This is a genomic window from Streptomyces sp. NRRL F-5123 (assembly GCF_000721495.1).
GTDB lineage: Bacteria > Actinomycetota > Actinomycetes > Streptomycetales > Streptomycetaceae > Actinacidiphila.
Window position 1 is genome coordinate 1 of record NZ_JOHY01000077.1, and the last position, 23,214, is coordinate 23,214.

Here is a 23,214-nt window from a genome sequence, read left to right on the forward strand (position 1 = left end):
GCGTTCACCCTCATCCGGAGTTGGTGCCGCGCTGGGAAGCGCATTCCTGCGGGGGCACCCCCGGATCGTCCCCCTCCCGACGTCTCGTCGGCGGCTGCCTGCCGGTGGGGGTGGGGGTGGGTGGGGTGATCGTCCCCCGCGCGAGGTTGCGTGGGCGGCTGCCTGCCGGCGGGGGGTGATGCGGTTCGCCCCCGACGGCGGTGCACCCCCACAGGGGGACCGTCAGCCGACGTCTTACCTGCACGGGTGGTGGGGGTGCGAAACACCCCGCGCCGCCAGGCGCGGGCACTCCGTGGTGCGGCAGCCGACCGCCAGGGACGGGGCGGAGGTCAGGAGGAGAGCGGGGCGGCCTCCGAGGCGCGCTGGAGGGCGCTGGCGAGGAGGGCGAGGTCCGTGGGGCCGTTCCCGAGCTCGCGGACCTGGCGCCGCGCCGGCGGATCCCCCATCCGCTCCCATTCGAGCGCCACGACCGTGGGCCGAAGCGTCGCCGTACGGGGGATGCGCCCGCTGACCCGCCCGGCCTGGAAGGCCGTCACCGCCCCGCCCGGCCGGCGGAGATAGCCCCGCCCGGGCACCGCCTCGTCGAACCCCGCCGGATCCTCGACGCCGACCAGGAGCGCCGCGGACTCCGGATCCGCACTCCGCAGAGCGATCCGCAGCGGCGCCCGCTCGTCCGCGTCCGTCCCCGCGGTCCGTTCGGGCCGCCCGGTCGCGGCCACGAGGTGGACGCCGAGCCGCTCGCCATCCCGGGCGATCGCCTCGACCGCGCGCACGACGCTGCCCGCCGCGGGCCGCCCGGGGCTGCCGAGCGCGGGCGCGACCAGCGCGTCCAGGTCGTCGACGAGCAGCACGAGCCGCGGCATCGACGGCACCTCGGGCGCGTCCGGCACATCCGCCGCGTCCGCGGGCCGCCGCCCGCCCTGGCGCGGCACGCTCGCGGTGACGACCCGCTCGGCGTGCCACGCCGCGAACGTCTGCTCCCCGAGCACGGCGGCCCGCCGCTTCAGCTCCGCGCCCAGCGCCTGCGCGAACTCCCGCATCCGCACCGGGTCGTTCGCGACCAGGTGCTCGGTGACATGCGGCAGGTCCGCGCACGCGGCGAGCCCCTCGCCGCGCTCCTGGCCGCCGCCGTCCAGCAGAACGAGCGCGAGCCTCTCGGGCCGCTCGCCCGCGGCGAGCGCGGCAGCGACCGACCGCAGCAGCTCCGTCTTGCCCGCGCCCGGCGCGCCCCCGACCAGCAGGTGCGGCCCCTCGGCGACGAGGTCGACGGCGACCCGCCCGCCGTCCGCCCCGGCCCCCGCCCCGGCGCCGAGGACCGCCCCGGCGGCCGGCACCGCGGGGTGCGCGGCGGCCCAGCGCGCGGCGATCTTCGCGGGGGTGGCGAGCGCCAGGTCCAACTCGTCGAGCAGCCGTACGGCCGCGGGCAGCGCATGCCGCGACCCGGCGCCGTACGCCTCCGCGTCCGCCTCCCGCAGCGGTGCCAGCGCCCGGGCGAAGTGCTCGGCCCAGGCGGCGGACACCGCGTCCAGCACGATCTCGTCGGCGTCGTCCGCTTCGTCCCTGCCGTCCGTGTCCGCCGGGCCGCCCGCGGGCTCGACCCGCAGCGTCGTCGCGACGTCCCCGGACAGCCGGGCGACCACGCCGGTGTCCACCGCGGGCCGCTCGCCCGGCTCGGCCAGGCACAGCACATGCACGCCGGCCGCGGGCCCGGCGGCCGCGATACGGGCGACGGTCTCGCGCAGCGCGGCCGAACCCGGGTCGCCGTCGACGACCAGCAGCACGTACGCCCCGGCCGCGCCGGCGTCCGCGGTCGGCCCTGCGGCACCCGCAAGGCCCACCGCCTCGGCGGGCCCCGCGCCGCTCGCGGCCCGCGCCGTGGCCGCGGACCCCGCGGTGCCTGCAACGCCCGCCGCCCAGGCGGCCCCTGCCGCGCCCCCCGGGGCGCCCGCAACACTCCCGGAGGCCTCTGCGGTGCGTGCGACCTGCGCCGTGGCGGCGGGCCCCGTGGCGCTCCCCGCGCTCTCCTCGATCCGGCGGACCAGCTCCGCCGTACGTGCCTGCGCCTGCTCGCGGTCGAAGGCCAGCAGCAGGCGGCAGTCCTGGCCGTGGGCCGGGCGCAGATGCGGCAGCCAGTTCAGCCACGCCCACTCCTCGGTCCGCTGGTCGGCGGGCCGCGTGCGGTCGGCGCTGAGCAGCACCACCTCCAGGGTGCCGGGGGAGTGCAGCGCGCACAGCTGGGCGAGCACCGCGCGGGCCAGCCCGGCGAGCCGGGGGCGCGGACCGGCGAGGGTCAGCGCCGCGGAGTGCGGATCGCGCAGGGCGACGGCGAAGGGCACCCCGGCGGGCTGCCGCGGGCCGCAGCCGGTGGTGCCGAGCCGTACGGTCAGCGCGTCCGGGTGGCCGGGGCCGCGCTCCCACAGGCGGCGGCCCGGCCCGAGAGCGGTGAGCAGCACCGCCGCCGGATCCGGCCACCGCTCCCGCAGTGCCGCGGCCTCCGCCCCGGCGTACTCCTCCGCGGTCTCCGCGCGCCCCGCGCCCTGGAGCCTGCGCCGGGCCCACGCCCCTATCGACCCGACGACCCCGCCGCGCCCGCCGCCCACTCCGGGCCGCCGCGCCTGCCCGGTGTCCCGCCGGCCGTACGCGCTCGGGCCCTCCGCCGCGTCCCCGTACGCCGTGGCGGTCTCCGCCGGGCCTTCGGCCGGGGGCCTGGGCGGGGCGGCGGGCCGGAACGTGCCGTGGCCGTACGCGGTGGGCCCGGTGGCGGCCGCGGGGGCCGCGGGTGCGTGCGCGTACGTACGCGGCCCCGCCGCGCCCGCGGCGGACACCGCCTCCGGCTCCGGCCCGGAGTCGCGCAGGCCCACCCGGAGGTGGCCCTCGGCGTCCGGGGCGGCCGGCAAGTGGTGCGGGGCCGGGGCGCCCGGCGGGTCGAGGCGCAGCGTGGACTCGCCGAGCTGCAGCAGCGCGCCCGGGGGCAGAGGCACGGGCTGCGGGCCGACGGCGCGGCCGTCCAGCGTCGTGCCGTTCGTGGAACCGAGGTCGGCGACGGTCGGCGTGCCGTCCGGGCCGAAGGTCACCTCGCAGTGCAGCCGCGAGACGTCCGGGTCGTCCAGGGGCACGTCCGCGTCGGCGGACCGGCCGATCGTCGCCCGCCCGCCGGGCAGCAGGTGCACGCCGCCCGCGTCCGGCCCGCCGACCACCAGCAGCCGCGCCGCACCCGCGGCGGGGCTGCCGTACTCCCCGAAGCTGCCGTACGGGCCCGGGTCGTGGGGGCCCGCGGGGGCGTGCAGTGCGAGCACCGCGCCGTCCACGAGTGGCGGCACGCCCAGCACCGCGGTCGGCGGTACGCGCTCCTGCCCGGCGTAGAGGGCCACCGAGGCCCCGGCGGAGCGGCCCGGCTGCCCGGACCCCGCGGCGGAGGCGAGCGCGCCGGCGACCGAGCCCAGCACGGTGCCTGCGGGCGCCGTCACGAGCACGTCGCTGCCGCGGGCTGCCCGGCCGCTGCGCGGCCCGAGGACGGTCAGCCGGATCTGCATCTCGTCCGCGGTCCCTTCTGCCCGGGCGTACGGCGGGGCGGGCGTCCCTCCCCCCGGCCGCGCGCACGGGCGCGTTGGCATTGCATTTGCATGTGACGGCGCCGACCGCGTACCGGAACGGGCGGCTCCCGGCGGCACGCGGGTACTTCCGGCGGGGCCGCCCCCGCCTGCCCCACCGGACCGTACGGGTGCATCCTCCCACCCGCCGCCGACAGCCCGCCGCCGGTACCGGCTCCCGTGATCTTGCCCGTGGCTGCGCCGCCCCATACGTCCGGGTGTGAGCCCCACCGCGGGCTGTGCGCTCCGTTCTGCACGGTGCGACCGGCTGCGCCGGGCTCGCCGGGTACGCCCCGGGGTGCCTGTTGCGGTGGCCCGCGCGATCTTCCCTGCGTGGGGGTTGTTCGCGCCCGCGCGGCGCCGGCCGCACCTCAGATGCAGCCTCGCGCCCCTGGTGTTGCCCGGCGGGGCATCGCGCTTCTGCTTCGGTGGTCAGCCCCCGACGGCGAGGCACCCCCGCAGGTGGACAGAAAGCCGACGTCTCACCCGCACGGGTGGTGGGGGCGGGAAGCACCCCGCGCCGCAGGCGCGGGGACCACCGCGGCGGGACGGACGCCAGTGCATGTCAAGGGGCGCCGGGGAGCGGCGCGCCCGGCTCCCGCCGGGGGAAGGGGGCGGGCCCCGGCGCGAGGGTGCCCCCGGCGGGGCGGGGGCGCAACCGAGGGGAGCCCGTACGCGTCCTACCCGGGAATTCGGCCTCGCCGCCCGACCCACCTCGCGCCTGGCGGCACTACGCTTGGCCGGAACCGGGCATCGGGCACCGGGAGGAAGCGCCCGGTCACTACGCAGCAGGGAGCGCATGACGTGCGGCCGGTAGGCAGCAAATACCTCCTGGAGGAGCCGCTCGGGCGGGGCGCCACGGGCACCGTCTGGCGTGCCCGGGTCCGTGGTGCCGAGCAGGGCCCGGACGCCCCGCCCGCGGCGGAGGGACTCGCGCCCGGCGCGACCGTGGCCGTCAAGGTGCTCAAGGAGGAGCTCGCCGGCGACCCCGACGTGGTGATGCGCTTCCTGCGCGAACGCTCGGTGCTGCTGCGGCTGCGCCACCCGCACATCGTGCGCGTCCGCGACCTCGTCGTCGAGGGCGATCTGCTCGCGCTGGTGATGGACCTCGTCGACGGCCCGGACCTGCACCGCTACCTGCGTGAGAACGGGCCCTTCACCCCCGTCGCCGCCGCGCTGCTCACCGCGGCCGTGGCGGACGCGCTCGCCGCCAGTCACGCCGACGGCATCGTCCACCGCGACCTCAAGCCCGCGAACGTGCTGCTCGCCACCCTCACCGACGAGGACGGCAGCGAGCGCATGCACCCGATGCTCACCGACTTCGGCATCGCGCGGCTCGCCGACTCCCCGGGTGTGACCCGTACCCACGAGTTCGTCGGCACGCCCGCGTATGTCGCCCCCGAGTCCGCGCAGGGCCGCCCGCAGACCTCCGCGGTGGACGTCTACGGCGCCGGCATCCTGCTCTACGAGCTGGTCACCGGCCGGGCGCCCTTCCAGGGCGAGAGCGCGATCGAGGTGCTGCAGGCGCATCTGCGGCAGGAGCCGCCGCGGCCCGGGAACATTCCCGAGCCGCTCTGGACGGTCATCGAGCGCTGCATGCGCAAGGAGCCCGCCCAGCGGCCGAGCGCCGAGACGCTGGCCCGCGCGCTGCGGGTCGTCGCGGCCGGCGTCGGGGTGCACGCCACGCCCGCCGCCGCCGAGGCCGCGCTCGGCGTCGGCGCGCTGCTCGTACCGGACGAGGCCCCCACGCTGCCACGCGGCGCCAACCTCGCCGCGGGCGTGGCCGGTCCGGACGCCGACCCCACGCAGGTGCTGCCGTCGGGCTCGGGCGGCGGGCAGCAGTACGACCCGGCCGCCGCGACCCGCGTCATCCCGCCCGGTGGCGACGGCACCCGCGTGCTGCCCCCCGTACCGGACGCCGGCCCGCCGCAGCCGCAGGGCCCGCACCCGTGGGAGTCGCAGCTCAACGCGGCCCGGCAGCGCAACGACCAGACCGAGGCGCACTACCTGCCCCCCGAGATGGACCCCCTCTTCCGCCGCCCGCGCCGCCAGCCCGCCCGCCCCGCACAAGGCCAGGGCCAGGGCCAGGGGTACGGCTACCCGCAGCAGCAGGGCCGCCAGGGCCAGGGGTACGGCTACCCCCAGCAGCACCAGCCGCAGCCGCAGCAACCCCAGCAGCCGCGCTACCAGCAGCCCCCGCAGCAGCAGGCGTACGACCAGCGGCGCTACGAGCAGCAGCCGCAGCGGTACGAGCCGCAGCAGCGCCCCCACGCGCCCGAACGCGAGCAGCGGCGGCGCAGCGCCAACCCCGTCAAGATCCCCGGACTGGGCTGCCTCAAGGGCTGCCTCGTGGTGATCCTGGTGCTCGTCGCCCTCTTCGTCCTGGTCTGGTACACGACGCCGCTGCCCGACTGGTTCAACACGACGCGCAACCTCTGGGACGCCTCCTCGGACTGGCTCAAGTCCGCGTGGCACACGATCTCCTCCATCACCGGCGACTCAGGCGGCGGCAACGGCACGGGTACGCCCACGCCGGGCATCGACGGCAAGAACCTGCCCCCGGGCCTCAACGGCAACGGCCTCGGCTGACCCCTGTATGCCGGGGTTTCCCGCCCCCACCACCCGTGAGGGTGGGGGGCGTCGGCTTTCTGTCCACCTGTCCACCTGCGGGGCGCATTCGCCGTCGGGGTCGAGCCGCAGTCCCCGAATACAGCACCCCCACCGGCAGGCAGCCGCCCACGCAACCTCGTGCGGGGGTCGTACCCCACCCACCCCCACCGGCAGGCAGCCGCCACGCAACGTCGGGAGGGGGACGATCCGGGGGTGCCCCCGCAGGAATGCGCTTGCCAGTCCCTTCACGGCTACGGGTGAGGGTGAACGCGCATTCCGAGGAGGTACGCCCGGAGTGGCCCCCGACCCAACCCCCACACGGAGTGCGCGATGCCCCGCCGGGTACACCCAGGGCCTGCGTGGGGGCACCCCCAGGCGAAGCTCCGGGGGAGAACGGCGCGAGCAACCGTCCACCAAGAGACGATCGAGCAACCCACCTCAAGAAGCACCCCGCAGCGCAAAGAGCACCCCAGTGAGGGGATTTATCGACTTCTGGAGGGTGATTTCTCGTGCGGAAAGCCTCCTCACCGACCTCCCGTATCCCGAACCGCCCCTCATCCGCGTAGCTTTGTCGGCAACGCGACGGACCGCCGGAGGAGTCGGAGCAAGCCTTGGCCAGGAAGATCGGCAGCCGCTACACCGCCCACCAGGTGCTCGGGCGGGGATCCGCGGGCACGGTGTGGCTCGGTGACGGCCCCGAGGGACCGGTCGCCATCAAGCTGCTGCGCGAGGACCTCGCGTCCGACCAGGATCTCGTCGGGCGTTTCGTGCAGGAGCGGACCGCCCTGCTGTCGCTCGACCACCCGCACATCGTCGGCATCCGCGACCTCGTCGTGGACGGCAGCGACCTCGCCCTGGTCATGGACCTGGTGCGGGGCACGGACCTGCGGTCGCGGCTGGAGCGGGAGCGGCGGCTCGCCCCCGAGGCGGCGGTCGCGATCGCCGCGGACGTGGCCGACGGGCTCGCCGCCGCGCACGCCGCGGGTGTCGTGCACCGGGACGTCAAGCCGGAGAACGTGCTGCTGGACTCGGCCGCCCCGACCGGCCCCGGCGGCGCGCCGCCCGCGCTGCTCACCGACTTCGGCATCGCGCGGCTCGTCGACACCCCGCGCCGCACCCGCGCGACCCGCATCATCGGCACCCCCGACTACCTCGCCCCGGAGATCATCGAGGGTCTGCCGCCGCGCGCCTCCGTCGATATCTACGCGCTGGCCACCGTGCTGTACGAGCTGCTCGGCGGCTTCACGCCGTTCGGCGGCGGGCACCCCGGCGCGGTGCTGCGGCGGCACGTCACCGAGGCCGTCCAGCCGCTGCCCGGCCTGCCGCCGGAGCTCGACCGCGTCCTGACCGCGTGCCTGGCCAAGGCGCCCGCCTCCCGGCTGACCGCCGCCGAGCTGGGCGCGAAGCTGCGCGACCTGCTGCCGCGGCTGGCCGGCCTGCCCGCCCTCGACGTCGCCGCGCCCGGCGACCAGGGCGAGCCCGGCGACGGGTACGACGCCGAGGACGGCGCGGACCCCGGCGTCCCGCTGCCGCCCCCGCCCCCCGCCGGTGCGGACGGCGGCGACCGGCGGCGCGGGGCCGTACCGCTGGTGCGCGGCTCGGCCCCGGACTCCAGCCGGGACACCCACACCAGCATCAAGCTGCCCACCCCCGAGGAGCTGGCCGGCTACGGCGCCGCCTCCCGGGCGAGCGCCAAGGCGCGCGCCTCCGCCCCCGGGCGCCCCGCGAGCCCGCGGCACCGCTCCGTGTCGGACGCCATACGGCAGCGCCGCATCCGTTTCGCCGCCGCGGCGGCCGCGGCGCTCGCCGTCGCCGGGATCGGCGGCTGGGGCATCTCCGCGGTCGGCTCCTCCGGCTCCTCCGGGCCCGGCGACTCGCGCGGCGACACCCCGCCGCCCACCGACCCGCCCGCGACGCAGCAGAAGCACGTGACCACCCCCGCCGCCCCGACCGCGGCCGCAGACGCCCCGCAGAGCCGCACCGGGCAGCCGATCGCGCTGCCGCGCTGGTCCGGCTTCCAGGGCGTGCCCGCCGCCGGGGTCCCGCTGACCGGCGGCCCCCGCGCGCTCGCCGTGCACGGCGCCACGTACGTCTTCGCGCGGGGCAAGGACAAGAACGTCTGGTACGTCGTCCGCGACAGCCACGGCGGCTACGGGCGCTGGCACAAGCTCACCGGCATAAACGTCGACGACGACCCCGCTGTGGTCTCCGCCCGCGACGGCCGGATCGACCTCTTCGCGCTCGGCACCGACGGCCTGCTCTACCGCCGCACCATGACCGGCACGACCGGTGCCACCTCCGGCGGCGCGTGGAACGCCTGGTCGCAGGTCGACGAGCGCACCCACTTCGACGCCGCCCCCGCCGCCGCGTCCTCCGAGCCCGGCCGGGTCGACCTCGTCGGGCGGGTCGGCGGCGATCTCGTGACCGCGTCGCTCGTCGGCGACCGCTGGAACGCCTGGGCCGTCGTGCCCACCGCCGGACGTATCACCGCCGCCCCCGCCCTGGTCTCGCAGGCGCGCGGCACCCTCGACGCCTTCGTCGTCCGCAAGGCAGACGGGGCGGTGCTCCAGCTCCCCTACTCCGACGGTGCGTGGCGCCCCTCCTCCGTCGTCCAGGGCCTGGACGCGACCGCGCGCCCCGACGCGGTGGCCGCGGGCGGCCGCCTCTACGCCTTCGCCGCCGGCAGCCAGGCCGCCGCCACCCCCGACGCCGACTGGTCCGCCGCTCCGCTGCCCGGCACGGACGCGGACCGGGCGGTCGGCACGGTCGCCGCCTCCCCGCACACCCTGGAGCTGTTCACCCGCACCGCGGGCGGCACCCTCACCCGCGCGACGGCCTCCGTCTGAGCCGCGGTGCGGGCCCGCGGGCCGGGCGCGGCGCACGGGGTCGGCTTGTTTCGGCCAGCCGGTAGGCTGGACCCGTGGCAATCGTCGATGTATCCGAAGAACTGAAATCCCTGTCCTCGACCATGGGGTCCATCGAGGCCGTCCTCGACCTCGACCGGATGCGGGACGACATCGCCGCGCTGGAAGAGCAGGCGGCGGTGCCGACCCTCTGGGACGACCCGGACAACGCGCAGAAGATCACCAGCCGGCTCTCCCACCTCCAGGCGGAGCTGCGCAAGGTCGAGGCGCTGCGCGGCCGGATCGACGACCTCGGGGTCCTCTTCGAGCTGGCCGACGCCGAGGACGACGCCGACACCCGCACCGAGGCCGAGGCCGAGCTGGGCGAGGTCCGCAAGGCGCTCGACGAGATGGAGGTCAGGACGCTGCTGTCGGGCGAGTACGACGCCCGCGAGGCCCTGGTCAACATCCGTGCCGAGGCCGGCGGTGTCGACGCGGCCGACTTCGCCGAGCAGCTCCAGCGCATGTACCTGCGCTGGGCCGAGCGCCACGGCTACCCGACGGAGATCTACGAGACCTCCTTCGCCGAAGAGGCCGGCATCAAGTCGACCACCTTCGTCGTCAAGGCCCCCTATGCCTACGGCACCCTCTCCGTCGAGCAGGGCACCCACCGCATGGTGCGCATCTCGCCCTTCGACAACCAGGGCCGCCGCCAGACGTCCTTCGCGGGCGTCGAGGTGCTGCCGGTCGTGGAGCAGAGCGACCACGTCGAGATCGACGAGTCGGAGCTGCGCGTGGACGTCTACCGCGCCTCCGGTCCGGGCGGCCAGGGCGTCAACACCACCGACTCCGCCGTCCGCATCACCCACCTGCCGACCGGCATCGTCGTCTCCTGCCAGAACGAGCGCTCCCAGATCCAGAACAAGGCGAGCGCCATGAACGTCCTCCAGGCCAAGCTGCTCGAACGCCGCCGCCAGGAGGAGCAGGCGCTGATGGACTCGCTCGGCAAGAGCGACGGCGGCAACTCCTGGGGCAACCAGATGCGTTCGTACGTCCTGCACCCCTACCAGATGGTCAAGGACCTGCGCACCGAGCACGAGGTCGGCAACCCCCAGGGCGTCCTCGACGGCGACATCGACGGCTTCATCGAGGCGGGCATCCGCTGGCGCAAGTCCCGCGAGAAGACCGCCGCCTGAGTCCCCAGCAGCCTCGCCATGTCACAGACGTGTACGGAAGTCCCGTTCACATCGGGCTAATTGGCGCATTGTGTGCTCAATGCCCTTGACGGTCCGCTGGAAGGCCGCGAGGGTAAGGCGCGGCATGCGCATGCGCCGAGGAGTCAGCGCACGGGGGAGGGCGTCGAAGCCCTCCAGCGACAACACCACCACGATGCTGCGCAGCCTGAAGCAGACGTCTACTGGGGGTAATTGACTCATGAGCAAGCGCAACACGCGAGTGCGTGTCGCCCGCATAGCCGCGGCGGTCGTCGTCGCCGGCGGTGCGTCGCTGACGGCAGCGGGCGCGGCGCAGGCCGTCTCGCCCGACCACACGAACCCGCTCATCCAGGCTCTTGGCGGCGAGGGCGACGGAGGCACGATCTCCGGCACCTCGACGGGTACGTCCACGGGCACCTCGACCGGTACGTCCACGGGCACCTCGACCGGTACGTCGACCGGTACGTCCACGGGTACGTCGACCGGCACCTCGACGGGTACGTCGACCGGCACGTCGACCGGTACCTCGACGGGTACGTCGACCGGTACGTCGACCGGTACGTCGACGGGTACGTCCACGGGTACGTCGACCGGTACGTCCACGGGTACCTCGACCGGCACCTCGACGGGTACGTCCACGGGTACGTCGACCGGTACGTCCACGGGCACCTCGACGGGTACGTCCACGGGTACGTCCACGGGCACCTCGACGGGTACGTCCACGGGCACCTCGACCGGTACGTCCACGGGCACCTCGACCGGTACGTCGACCGGCACCTCCACGGGTACGTCCACGGGTACCTCGACCGGTACCTCGACCGGCTCCTCGACGGGCACGTCCACGGGCACGTCCACGGGCACGTCCACGGGCAACCAGAACGGCGGGAACCAGAACGGTGGCAACGCCAACGGCGGGAACACCGGCACCACTGGTGGTTCGAAGCCCGGCGGCAACAACAATTCCTGCACGCTGACCGGCGAAAGCGTCGACTGCGGCAACAACACCGGTACCGACAACACGGCGCCCGTTCCGCAGGGCAACACCACGAGCCAGCTCGCAGAGACCGGCTCGAACGGCACCACCTTCCTGCTGATCGGCGCCGCGACGCTGATCGCGGGAGGCGTCGGCTTCACCCTGACCCCGCGCCTGGCCGGCCGCCGCGGCGGCGGCACCGCGGCCTGACGGCCGCCTCAAGGCGCGAGCACGAGAACGGGGCCCGGAACGCTCACCGCGTTCCGGGCCCCGTTTCGTTACGCAGGGTGATGAAAACTACGCCGTCGCGTGCTCCACCACCAGGACGACGGCGAGGAGGGCCACCAGGAGGGCGACGAGGGTCGCGGGCGATATCGAGGACCACCCGGGCTCCTGCTGCATGCGCGCGCGGTTGGCGCGGCACACCGGGCAGCGGCCCTCGGCCACCGGGCCGGAACAGTTCGCGCACACCAGCCGGTCGACTGTCATGGTGATCTCCTCACTCCGTCCGGTGAACGCTACCGGTGGGTGAATCGTTCCCGAGGCGGCCGCGCTCCAGTCCTGCGCCGCCGTGCGTTCACCGCGCTCTCGAAGGGGACACGCTCTCTCCACTGTGCCAGGTTCCCGGGCAGTGCGCGCAAGGGGGCAGTGGAAGGAGCCGGAGCCCGCTGGACAGGAATGCCAGGGCTTGCCCGGTTATGCCCTGTGGGACGGCGCACGAACCCGCTACGGCGACTGCGCACCGCTCGCGCTCTCGCGTAGTGTCGCCCTCATCCCCAGTCCGCTCACCCCGCAAACCATTGGTGCGAACGTGATCCGATTCGACAACGTCTCCAAGACCTACCCGAAGCAGAACCGTCCCGCCCTGCGCGATGTATCGCTGGAGATCGAGAAGGGTGAGTTCGTCTTCCTGGTCGGCTCGTCGGGCTCGGGCAAGTCGACCTTCCTGCGGCTGATCCTGCGCGAGGAGCGGACCGACACCGGCATGGTGCACGTCCTCGGCAAGGACCTGAACCGGCTGTCCAACTGGAAGGTCCCGCACATGCGGCGCCAACTCGGCACCGTGTTCCAGGACTTCCGGCTGCTGCCGAACAAGACCGTCGGCGAGAACGTCGCCTTCGCCCTGGAGGTCATCGGCAAGCCGCGCGGCACGATCCGCAAGACCGTGCCCGAGGTGCTGGACCTGGTGGGCCTGGCCGGCAAGGAGGACCGCATGCCCGGCGAGCTGTCCGGTGGTGAGCAGCAGCGTGTGGCCATCGCCCGCGCGTTCGTCAACCGCCCGATGCTGCTGATCGCGGACGAGCCGACCGGAAACCTGGACCCGCAGACGTCCGTCGGCATCATGCGGCTGCTGGACCGCATCAACCGGACCGGCACCACCGTGGTCATGGCCACGCACGACCAGAACATCGTCGACCAGATGCGCAAGCGCGTCATCGAGTTGGAGAAGGGGCGGCTGGTACGCGACCAGTCGCGCGGTGTGTACGGCTACCAGCACTAGCGCCCGCGGCGGCGCCCCCGCTGGCCCCCGCCGGAAGCCTCGCAGGCCCCTACGGGCCGCGGCCCGGCGGAGCGGCCGTACGACAGCAGCCCCCTTCCGAAAGGACCCCGACCCCCCATGCGCCTCCAGTTCTTCCTGTCGGAGATCGGCGTCGGCCTCCGGCGCAACCTCACGATGACCTTCGCCGTGATCATCTCCGTGGCGCTCTCGCTCGCCCTCGCCGGTGCCGCCCTGCTCGCCAACAAGCAGGTCGACTCGATGAAGGGCTACTGGTACGACAAGGTCCAGGTCACCGTCTACCTCTGCAACAAGGCCGACGCGACGACCACGCCGAGCTGCGCCAAGGGTGCGGTCACCGACGACCAGAAGAGCCAGATCCTCAAGGACATCAAGGCCCTCCCGGTGGTGGAGAAGGTCTACTACGAGAGTTCCGAGAGCGCCTACAAGAACTACGAGAAGCAGTTCAAGAACTCCCCGATGGCCAGCTCGATCACGCCCGACCAGATGCCGGAGAACTACCGGGTCAAGCTCAAGGACCCGAAGAAGTTCGCCGTCGTCGCGAGCGCGTTCAAGGGGCGGCCCGGCGTGCAGTCGGTCGAGGACCAGCGCGACACGCTCAGGAACCTCTTCGCGCTGCTCGGCGGTATGACCAAGGCGGCGTACGTGGCGCTGGCGTTCATGCTCACCGTCGCGATGCTGCTGATCATCAACACCGTGCGCGTGTCGGCCTTCAGCCGCCGCCGCGAGACCGGCATCATGCGGCTGGTCGGCGCGTCCAGCTTCTACATCCAGATGCCGTTCATCATGGAGGCGGCCTTCGCCGGGCTGGTCGGCGCGGGTGTGGCGTGCGTGATGCTGCTCGGCGGGCGGTACTTCATGATCGACGCGGGCCTGAAGCTCCAGGAGAAGATCCCGCTGGTGTCCTTCCTGGGCTGGGACTCCGTCGTCAAGGTGCTGCCGCTGGTGCTGCTGATCGGCGTGCTGATGCCGGCGCTCGCCGCGTTCATCGCGCTGCGCCGCTATCTGAAGGTATGACGGGCGGGGGAGACGGGGGAGGGGCGGGCGCGGGCGGTGTCCACGGCGCCTTCCGGCGGACGTCGTATCTTTCCGTACGACGCCCGTTTCTCGCCTAGACTTCCGGCCATGTCCGGCCCGTTGCTCTTCGGGACGCCCCGCCGCATCCGCCGCGGGGCGACCCTGACGTTGGTCTTCGGCACGATGCTCGCCACCGGCGCCGCCGCGGGCAGTTTCGCCGAGCCGCAGGCCCGGGACAGGACCCGGGTGGCCGCGGCCACGTCGCCCTCGCCCGCCGCCACCGGCCGTGCCGACTCCGTCCGGGCGGCCGGCGCGGCGGGTGGTGCCGACGGCGGCGCGGACCGCTCCGCGGCCGGCGGCCGGGAGGGCCGGGCCGGCGCCGCGGGCCCGGCGGTGGCGACCGGGCAGGGCAAGGCCGGCCCGCAGGCCGCCCGCAAGCTCGTCAGCCGCAGCGGCGACCGCTGGTCGTCGTACTACACCGCGCAGGAGTACGCGGGCCTCCAGGAAGCGCTGGACGGCCGCTACGTGGGCGTGGGCCTGTGGGTGCGGCAGGTCGACGGCGGGCGGATCGAGATCGCCCGCGTGCAGTCCGGCAGCCCCGCCGCCTCCGCCGGCATCCGCGTCGGCGACGTCCTGGTGTCGATCGACGCCACGGCGTGCACGGGCCTGGCGGTCACCGAGGTCGTCGCGGACCTGCGCGGCGACAACGTCCCCGGCACCACCGTGACCCTCGTGCTGCTGCGCGGCGGCAGCCGGCTGTCCGCCACCGTCCAGCGGGCCACGCTGCCCACCGAGGCGGTGACCGTCAGCCACCCCGACGGCCCGCAGGGTCCCACCCTCGTCGCCGTCGACGCCTTCTCGCTCGGCACCGGCAAGCAGGTGCGCGCGGCCGTGCAGGCTGCCCGGCACGGCGTGCTGCTGGACCTGCGGGGCAATTCCGGCGGCCTGGTCGAGGAGGCCGTCGCCACCGCCTCCGCCCTCCTCGACGGCGGCCTGGTCGCCACCTACGACGTCCACGGCGAGCAGCAGGCGCTCTACGCCGACCCCGGCGGCGACACCGCGGTGCCGCTGGTGGTGCTGGTCGACGGTGGCACGATGAGCGCCGCGGAGATGCTGGCCGGCGCGCTCCAGGACCGCGGGCGGGCGGTCGTCGTGGGCTCGCGCACCTTCGGCAAGGGCTCGGTGCAGATGCCCAGCACCCTGCCGGACGGCTCCGTCGCCGAACTCACCGTCGGCCACTACCGGCTGCCGGACGGCCGCAGCGTGGACGGCCACGGCATCGAGCCGGACGTCCAGGTGACCGGCGGCGACGACGCCCTCGCCGAGGCCCGTTCGGTAATGGCTGGCCTCGGCACCCCCTCGTAGTGCGAGAATGGGCCTGCTATGGCAAAAGAGACCGGTCGCAAGCTGATCGCGCAGAACAAGAAGGCGCGGCACGATTACCTCATCCTGGACACGTTCGAGGCGGGCCTGGTGCTCACCGGCACCGAGGTGAAGTCGCTGCGCCAGGGCCGCGCGTCCCTCGTCGACGGCTTCGGCCAGCTCGACGGCGGCGAGGCGTGGCTGCACAACGTGCACATCCCGGAATACACCCAGGGCACGTGGACCAACCACAGCGCCCGCCGCAAGCGCAAGATGCTGCTGCACCGCGCGGAGATCGACAAGCTCCAGCAGAAGTACGACGAGACCGGCCACACGATCGTGCCGCTCGCCCTGTACTTCAAGGACGGGCGCGCCAAGGTCGAGATCGCGGTCGCGAAGGGCAAGAAGGAGTACGACAAGCGGCAGACCCTGCGTGAGAAGCAGGACCGCCGCGAGACGGACCGCGCGGTGTCCGCCGCCCGCCGCCGCCAGCGCTGAGCCCTCCGGGGGCCTCCCGGGGGAATACGCTGGCCGCGCCGCGCGCTGATCACGTACGATAGGTGCAGCGCCACCGGGCCATGGTGAGTCCGGTGTGCACCTTGAAAACACCACATGGGGATGATCGGTTTCGACTGGGGATGTCGAAGCAGGGGAAGCGAGTCGAGGAAGCGGCAATGATCTCGTTAACCATATGTCGCAACCAATAATCGCCAACACCAAGCGCGATTCCTTCGCCCTCGCTGCCTGAGTAGCGACTTGCGAAGTGTCAGCCCGGGGGTGATCCCGACCCGGATCCTGGCATCATCAAGGGATCTAAACTTCTAGGACCGGTCACGGGTCCTTGAAGGAAATCAAACAGTGACTGGGCCCGTCGGCGGCTTGTCCGCGTGACTGCCGGGGCCGAGAAAAGCACAGCGGACTGCGCTCGGAGAAGCCCTGTTTCCGCACCACAGGACGCGGGTTCGATTCCCGCCATCTCCACTCATCCCATGCGCCGGACGGCGCCTCCCGCTGGCCGGGGGGCGCCGTCCGGCGTTTCCGGCTGCTCACAGGCGCCCGGAGGCGGGAATGAGAGCACGGTTGCGCTCGTGTCACGTCGGGGCATCAGGGGGTAACGCGGCGTTCCTATCGTCGGTGGCGACATCCGGCGGAGAACACAGGGAGGCGCCATGAGTCGGTGGACGGGCCGGTGGATCGAGACGTGGGATCCCGAGGACGAGCGGTTCTGGAACGAGGGCGGGGGGCGGCGCACCGCGCTGCGCAACCTCGTCTTCTCCGTGCTCTCCGAGCACATCGGCTTCTCCATCTGGAGCCTGTGGTCGGTGATGGTGCTCTTCATGGGGCCCGAATACCACGTCGACCCGGCCGGGAAGTTCTTCCTGGTCGCCATGCCGACCCTGGTCGGCGGGGTGCTGCGGGTGCCGTACACCTTCGCGGTCGCGGTGTTCGGCGGGCGGAACTGGACGATCGTGAGCGCGGCCCTGCTGCTCGTGCCGACCGTCACCGCGGCGGTCGTCATGCACCCCGGGGTGTCGTACGGGACGCTCATGGTGGTCGCCGCGCTCACCGGCGTCGGCGGCGGCAACTTCGCCTCCTCCATGACCAACATCAACGCCTTCTACCCGCTGCGTGAGAAGGGCTGGGCGCTCGGCCTCAACGCGGGCGGCGGCAACCTCGGGGTCGCCGCGATCCAGCTCGTCACGCTGCTGGTCATCGCGACTGCCGGCGCCGGGCACCCGCGTGTCGTGCTCGCCGTCTACATCCCGCTCATCGTGGTGGCCGCGGTGCTGTCCGCGCTCTTCATGGACAACCTCTCACCGGTGAAGAACGACACCGGCGCCGCGGTCGACGCCGCGAAGGACCCGCACACCTGGATCATGGCGCTGCTCTACATCGGCACCTTCGGCTCCTTCATCGGCTACAGCTTCGCCTTCGGCCTCGTGCTGCAGAACCAGTTCGGCCGCACCCCGCTGCACGCCGCCTACCTCACCTTCATCGGGCCGCTGCTCGGCTCGCTCATCAGGCCGCTGGGCGGGCGGCTCGCCGACCGCTTCGGCGGCGGGCGCATCACCCTGTGGAACTTCCTGGCCATGGCCGCCGCGACCGGCGTCGTCATCACCGCCTCCGTGCACGAGTCGCTCGGGCTCTTCCTGCCCGGCTTCATCGCCCTCTTCGTGCTCAGCGGGCTCGGCAACGGCTCGGTGTACAAGATGATCCCCGGCATCTTCCAGAAGAAGGCCGAGGCCTCCGGCCTGGCAGGGGAGGCCGCCGCCGCGCACGCCCGGCGGCTGTCCGGCGCCTCCATGGGCCTCATCGGCGCGGTCGGCGCGCTCGGCGGCGTCGGCATCAACCTCGCCTTCCGCGAGTCCTTCCTCAACACCGCCGACGGCACCCCCGCCTTCGTGACCTTCCTGGGCTACTACGCGGTCTGTTTCGCCGTCACATGGGCCGTATACCTGCGCCGCCCGGCCCGTGCCCGCAGCGCCGGGGAACAGGCCACGCCGACGGCCTCTGCCGCGTACGCCGAGGTGTGAGCGGCGCGCACCACGTAACACCCGGGAAATCCCGGCGAACCGAACCCGTCACCCCGCCTTGGGACGATGCCAGTCCCCGGGCGGGGCGGCGGGGCGCAAAACGAAACCGAGCGGCAAGGTGGACCAGACGATGGAGCCGACTTCCCCCACGGCGGTGCCGCCCCTCGCGGGCTTCACCGTCGGCGTGACCGCGGCCCGCCGCGCCGACGAGCTCGCCGCGCTGCTGGAACGCCGCGGCGCCGCCGTGCTGCGCGCGCCCGTGCTGCGGATCGTGCCGCTCCCCGACGACGCGGAGCTGCTCGACACGACCAAGCAACTGCTCGACGACGCACCCGACATCGTCGTCGCCACCACGGCGATCGGCTTCCGCGGCTGGATCGAGGCGGCCGACGGGTGGGGCCTCGGCGAGGCGCTGCTGCGACGGCTCGGCGAGGTCGAACTCCTCGCCCGCGGGCCGAAGGTCCGCGGCGCCGTCCGCGCCGCCGGCCTCACCGAGGCGTGGTCGCCCGCGTCCGAATCCATGGCCGAGGTCCTCGAACGCCTCCTGGACGAGGGCGTCGACGGCCGCTGCGTGGCCGTCCAGCTGCACGGCGAGCCGCTGCCGGGCTTCAACGAGTCCCTGCGCGCCGCCGGCGCCCGCGTCGTGGCCGTCCCCGTCTACCGCTGGATGCCCCCCGAGGACCTCGCCCCCGTCGACCGCCTCCTCGACGCGGTGACCTCACGCGCCCTCGACGCCGTGACCTTCACCAGCGCGCCCGCCGCCGCGTCCCTCCTCGGCCGCGCGGTCCAGCGCGGCCGCCTCGACGCCTTCCTCGACGCGCTCCGCACCGACGTCCTCGCCGGCTGCGTCGGGCCCGTCACCGCGCTGCCCCTCCAGGCGCACGACGTCCCCACCCTCCAGCCCGAACGCTTCCGCCTCGGCCCCCTCGTCCAGCTCCTCGCCCGCGAGCTTCCCGGCCGGGTCCGGCCGCTCCCCGTCGCCGGCCACGAGGTCGAGATCCGCGGCCAGGCCGCCCTTGTCGACGGCGCCCTCCGTCCCGTGCCGCCTGCCGGTATGGCCCTCCTGCGCGCCCTCGCCCGGCGCCCCGGCTGGGTCGTCTCCCGAGCGGACCTCCTCCGCGTCCTGCCCGGCGCCGGGCGGGACGAGCACGCCGTCGAGACGGCGATGGCCCGTCTCCGCGCCGCGCTCGGCGCTCCGCGCCTCATCCAGACAGTCGTCAAACGCGGCTACCGCCTCTCCCTCGACCCCCACGCTGACAAGTACGCGTCCCCTTCGGGGTGAGGAGGGTACGTTGCGGCTCTCCCGCCGCGGGGGTTGAGCGCACCCGGTCCCCGCGCCCCGTTCGCCACGGGCTGCCCCGTGAGGTGCTTTTGCGCGATCTTCCGCGCACTGCGGCTGGTCGCGCAGCTCTCCCCCAGAGCTTCGCCGGGGAGGTACCCCCACGCGCCCCTGGCGGCCGGCTACCCGCCGCGGGGGTGCCCGCGCCTGCGGCGCGGGGGTTTCCCACCCCCACCACCCGTGCGAGTAGGACGTCGCTGACGGCCCCCTGTGGGGGTGCTCGCCGTCGGGGGCGAGCCGCAGTCCCCGAAAACAGCCACCCCCGGCAGGCACGGCGCCAACGCGCCGCAGGGGAGGGGACGTACCCCACCCGCCCCGACCCCCACCGGCGTGCAGCCGCCGACGAGACGTCGGGAGGGGGACGATCCGGGGGTGCCCCCGCAGGAATGCGCTGTCGGTGGCCCACCGACTAGGTAAGAGGGTGAAGGCGCATTCCGAGGAGGTACCCCCGGAGTGGCACCCGCCCCCACCCCCAGACGGACAGCGCGATGCCCCGCCGGGCACACCCAGGGGCTGCGCGGGGGGTACCCCCGGGTGAAGCGGTGGGGGAGAACGGCGCGAGCAACCCCCACCCACCGCAAGGTCGCGGAAAGCACCCCCCGGACGCAGCCCGGAGCGTCACGGATCTAGCCCCCCCGGCGAGGGCGCGGCACTCTGGGGGGCGACCGTGTGGGAGGGAGGGGACCGTGGGGGAGCTGAGGTTCGACGGGGGGCGGGTCTGCCTGGACCTCGTCGCGACACGCGTGGCCCGCCCGGTCGGCGAACGCCTCGACCGCGCCGACCGCGTCATCGAGTGGCTGTACGGAACGGGCCTCGTCCCGCCGGGGACCCCGCTGCCCGCGGACGCGGACTGGGCCGCCTGGGCCCGCGGCCTGCGCGAGCTGCGCGCCCTCCTGGAGGAGCTCGTCGAGGCCCAGCTCAACCCCGCCCCACCCCCGCCGGAGGCGATCGCGCGGCTGAACGCCCTCGCCCGCCGCCCCCCGCCCGCGCCCCGCGCGGCTCTCGCCCCCGACGGCGAGCTGATCCGCACCCTCGCCGCGCCCCCCGACGAGGGCTCGCTGCTCGCGGCGGTGGCACGGGACGCGGTGGACCTGTTCACCGACCCCGTCGCCCGCACCCAGCTGCGCCGCTGCGAGGGCGAGAACTGCTCGCTGGTCTACCTCGACACCTCCCGCGGAAGACGCCGCCGCTGGTGCAGCAGCGAGGTGTGCGGCAACCGCGAGCGCGTCGCCCGGCACCGCCGCCGTACCGGCCCGGCGCTGCGGAACGCCTGAGCGGCGGGGCCCACCGGGGCGAATCCGGCGGGCCGGGCCGCACCGCCGGGTGGGCAGAAGCGCGCAGGTCGCGTACGGTTGCAGGCTGTCGTTCGCGCAGGACGGGGTACGGAACCGGACACCGCGGGCGCGAGCAGGACGTACGGACGAAGGACGAAGGGGGCCCTGCGTGGCCGCGCAGACCGCAGTTCAGGACCGGCAGGGGGGCGGCGGCACCAGGGAGCGGGAGATCGCCGTCGAGCAGGACCACCTCGACCGGGTCTACCGCCGCCTCGAGGAGAAGATCCACGAGGTGGAGTTCCTGATGAGCGACGCCGCCAAGGCGGGCCACGTCGGCACGCCGGGCGCGCTGGCCGAGCGCGACGCGCAGGTCTACCGCGCGGGGATGCACCTCAACCGCCTCAACACCGAGTTCGAGGACTTCCTCTTCGGCCGGATCGACCTGCTGCGCGGCAAGGACGGCCAGAAGGGCGCGGACGGCGCGTACACCTCCGTCGAGCCCGCCGACGACGCGATCCGTCCCGACCGGAGCGCCGACATCGCCGAGACCCTGCACATCGGCCGGATCGGCGTGCTGGACGCCGACTACACCCCGCTCGTCATCGACTGGCGGGCGCCTGCGGCGGCGCCCTTCTACCGGTCGACGCCCGTCGCACCCGGGCGGGTCGTACGCCGCCGTGTCATCCGCTCCAAGGGCCGCCGGGTCCTCGGCGTCGAGGACGACCTGCTGCGCCCGGACCTCACGACGGGGCTGCCGGTGGTCGGCGACGGCGCGCTCATGGCCGCGCTCGGCCAGGCCAGGACGCACACCATGCGGGACATCGTCGCGAGCATCCAGGCCGAGCAGGACATGGTCATCCGGGCGCCCGCGGCGTCCGTCACCGAGGTCACCGGCGGTCCCGGCACCGGCAAGACCGCGGTCGCGCTGCACCGCGCGGCGTACCTGCTCTACCAGGACCGGCGGCGCTACGCCGGCGGCATCCTGTGCGTGAGCCCCACGCCGCTGCTGGTCGCGTACACCGAGGGCGTGCTGCCCTCGCTCGGCGAGGAGGGGCAGGTCGCGATCCGCGCGCTCGGCTCGCTCGTCGACGGCGTGACCGCCGACCTGTACGACGAGCCCGCCGTCGCCCGCGTCAAGGGCTCGCTGCGGATGCTCAAGGTGCTGCGGGGCGCCGCCCGCGGCTGCCTCGACGCGGTGCCCGGCGCACCCGAGACGCTGCGGGTCGTGGCCTTCGGGCGCCGTATCGAGCTGAACGCCGGTGAGCTGGCCGCCGTACGGCGCACCGTGCTCGGCGGCACCGCGCCCGTCAACCTGCTGCGGCCGCGCGCCCGCCGCCTCCTGCTGGACGCGCTGTGGCGCAAGACCGGACGCACCTTCGACGACGCGGAACTGGCCGCCGAGGAGCGGCAGGGCTTCGACGAGGACATCAGCACCGAGCAGGACTTCACCGGCTTCCTCGACGCGTGGTGGCCGCTGCTGGAGCCGCGCACGGTGCTCGCCGCGCTCGCCGACGACCGGCGGCTCGGCCGGTGGGCGCGCCGTACCCTCGCCCAGTCGGACGTCCGGCGCGTCGCCCGCTCGCTGCGCCGCGAGGGCGTCAGCACGCACGACGTCGCACTGCTCGACGAGCTGGCCGCGATCCTCGGGCCGCTGCCCCGGCCCGCACGGCGCGAGGCGGACCCGCTCGACGAGCTGACCGGCCTGGAGGAGGTCACCACGTACGCCGACCGGATGGCCGGCGGGCGGCGCGGGCGCGCGGAGCGGCTGGAGGAGGAGCGGACGGAGTACGCGCACGTCATCGTCGACGAGGCGCAGGACCTCACGCCCATGCAGTGGCGCATGGTCGGCCGCCGGGGCCGCGCCGCGACCTGGACGGTCGTGGGCGACCCCGCGCAGAGCTCGTGGTCCGACGTGGACGAGGCCGCGCAGGCGCGCGACGAGGCGCTCGGGACGCGGCCGCGGCGGCGCTTCACCCTCACCGTCAACTACCGCAACCCGGCGGAGATCGCCGAGGTCGCCTCGACGGTGCTCGCCCTCGCGATGCCGGGGACGCAGCCGCCGCGCGCGGTGCGCTCCACGGGGCTCGCGCCCCGCTTCTCCGTCGCCGGCGACGACCTCGCCGCGGACGTCCGCGCGCAGACCGAGCGGCTGCTCGGCGAGGTGGAGGGTACGGTCGGGGTGGTCGTCGCGATGCACCGCCGGGAGGCCGCGCGCGGCTGGCTGGACGGTCTCGGCGACCGTGCGGTGGCGCTCGGCAGCCTTGAGGCGAAGGGGCTGGAGTACGACGCGACGCTCGTCGTGAGCCCGGCGGAGATCGCGGAGGAGTCCCCTGCGGGGTTGCGCATCTTGTACGTGGCCCTCACCCGGGCGACCCAGCGTCTCGCCGTCCTGGCGACGGCCCCCGACTCCCCGAACCCGGCGGGCGTCCCGGACCTCCTCCTCCCCTGAGGAGGGGCTGCGCCCGGGCTGCCCCGTGAGGTGCTTTGCGCGATCTTCCCGCCGCGGGGGCTGGTCGCGACGCCTACCGCAAGAGGCACCCCGGAGCGCAAAAGGGCCCGCGCCCCGGAGGGGGGCTCGGGCCGGCGGCCCGCCGGGGGAGCCGCGCGAAGGGGCTCGGGCCGGGGGCCCGCCGGGGGAGCCGCGCGAAGGGGCTCGGGCCAGGGGCCCGCCGGGGTTACCCGGCGTAAGTTGGTGACACCGACCCGCCATGCTCGCCTCGCGGCAAGTGGGCGCTCGAAGCGCCTAAGGTTGGGCCCGGGGGCTTGGATCGGGCCGGTGCCGTACCCAGGCTAACAAACGATTCCGGGAAGCTCTTCCCCGCCGCGAGGGTGAACCCGGGCGTTGCCGCCGATTCACATCGTGGAAGTAATGTTCCACGGGTACCCGGGGTACCCGACGTACCCCCACCCTCAGCACCTCCGCAGTAACCGGAAGAAGG

Annotated in this window: 13 protein-coding genes, 1 other RNA gene and 1 pseudogene; 13 read left to right on the plus strand and 2 right to left on the minus strand. The window is 74.4% G+C overall.

The window, feature by feature from the left end; all coding sequences use genetic code 11:
- Positions 1 to 329: 329 nt before the first annotated feature.
- Positions 330 to 3,533 (minus strand): FtsK/SpoIIIE domain-containing protein, encoded by a 3,204-nt coding sequence (locus tag IH54_RS0135760; RefSeq protein WP_031525181.1) that lies wholly within the window; start codon positions 3,531 to 3,533, stop codon positions 330 to 332.
- 861 nt (positions 3,534 to 4,394) lie between these two features.
- Between IH54_RS0135760 and IH54_RS0135765 the strand changes: the two genes are divergently transcribed.
- The 4 genes and pseudogenes from IH54_RS0135765 (at position 4,395) to IH54_RS0135780 (ending at position 11,440) form a co-directional block, all read left to right on the plus strand.
- Positions 4,395 to 6,179, plus strand: coding sequence for a serine/threonine-protein kinase (locus IH54_RS0135765; RefSeq protein ID WP_052398236.1), 1,785 nt, complete (start codon positions 4,395 to 4,397; stop codon positions 6,177 to 6,179).
- A gap of 632 nt (positions 6,180 to 6,811) precedes the next feature.
- Positions 6,812 to 8,092 (plus strand): annotated as a pseudogene (locus tag IH54_RS47395) (serine/threonine-protein kinase); the annotation flags it as partial.
- A gap of 1,028 nt (positions 8,093 to 9,120) precedes the next feature.
- Complete coding sequence (gene prfB, locus IH54_RS0135775; RefSeq protein WP_031525186.1) at positions 9,121 to 10,239, plus strand: peptide chain release factor 2; 1,119 nt, start codon at positions 9,121 to 9,123, stop codon at positions 10,237 to 10,239.
- Between the two features lie 238 nt (positions 10,240 to 10,477).
- Positions 10,478 to 11,440 (plus strand): hypothetical protein, encoded by a 963-nt coding sequence (locus IH54_RS0135780; RefSeq protein ID WP_031525187.1) that lies wholly within the window; start codon positions 10,478 to 10,480, stop codon positions 11,438 to 11,440.
- 87 nt (positions 11,441 to 11,527) lie between these two features.
- On the opposite strand, the gene IH54_RS0135785 is transcribed toward IH54_RS0135780, so the two are convergent.
- Positions 11,528 to 11,719, minus strand: coding sequence for a hypothetical protein (locus tag IH54_RS0135785; protein WP_031525189.1), 192 nt, complete (start codon positions 11,717 to 11,719; stop codon positions 11,528 to 11,530).
- Positions 11,720 to 12,041: 322 nt separating this feature from the next.
- Between IH54_RS0135785 and ftsE the strand changes: the two genes are divergently transcribed.
- The 9 genes from ftsE (at position 12,042) to IH54_RS0135825 (ending at position 22,724) form a co-directional block, all read left to right on the plus strand.
- Complete coding sequence (ftsE, locus tag IH54_RS0135790; protein WP_031525191.1) at positions 12,042 to 12,731, plus strand: cell division ATP-binding protein FtsE; 690 nt, start codon at positions 12,042 to 12,044, stop codon at positions 12,729 to 12,731.
- Between the two features lie 117 nt (positions 12,732 to 12,848).
- Entirely contained in the window at positions 12,849 to 13,766 is a 918-nt protein-coding gene (gene ftsX, locus IH54_RS0135795; RefSeq protein WP_031525193.1) for a permease-like cell division protein FtsX, read from the plus strand.
- A 108-nt stretch (positions 13,767 to 13,874) separates the two neighbouring features.
- Positions 13,875 to 15,131 (plus strand): S41 family peptidase, encoded by a 1,257-nt coding sequence (locus IH54_RS0135800; protein ID WP_031525195.1) that lies wholly within the window; start codon positions 13,875 to 13,877, stop codon positions 15,129 to 15,131.
- Positions 15,132 to 15,149: 18 nt separating this feature from the next.
- On the plus strand, positions 15,150 to 15,626 hold the full coding sequence (gene smpB, locus IH54_RS0135805) for an SsrA-binding protein SmpB (RefSeq protein ID WP_031525197.1): 477 nt from the start codon (positions 15,150 to 15,152) through the stop codon (positions 15,624 to 15,626).
- Positions 15,627 to 15,742: 116 nt separating this feature from the next.
- Positions 15,743 to 16,112: a transfer-messenger RNA gene (gene ssrA, locus IH54_RS42605) on the plus strand.
- Between the two features lie 185 nt (positions 16,113 to 16,297).
- On the plus strand, positions 16,298 to 17,662 hold the full coding sequence (locus tag IH54_RS0135810; RefSeq protein WP_043183225.1) for a nitrate/nitrite transporter: 1,365 nt from the start codon (positions 16,298 to 16,300) through the stop codon (positions 17,660 to 17,662).
- Positions 17,663 to 17,792: 130 nt separating this feature from the next.
- Complete coding sequence (locus IH54_RS0135815) at positions 17,793 to 18,944, plus strand: uroporphyrinogen-III synthase (RefSeq protein ID WP_031525199.1); 1,152 nt, start codon at positions 17,793 to 17,795, stop codon at positions 18,942 to 18,944.
- Between the two features lie 743 nt (positions 18,945 to 19,687).
- Positions 19,688 to 20,275 (plus strand): CGNR zinc finger domain-containing protein, encoded by a 588-nt coding sequence (locus IH54_RS0135820; RefSeq protein ID WP_031525200.1) that lies wholly within the window; start codon positions 19,688 to 19,690, stop codon positions 20,273 to 20,275.
- A gap of 169 nt (positions 20,276 to 20,444) precedes the next feature.
- Positions 20,445 to 22,724, plus strand: coding sequence for a HelD family protein (locus IH54_RS0135825; RefSeq protein WP_043183226.1), 2,280 nt, complete (start codon positions 20,445 to 20,447; stop codon positions 22,722 to 22,724).
- Positions 22,725 to 23,214 lie beyond the last annotated feature (490 nt).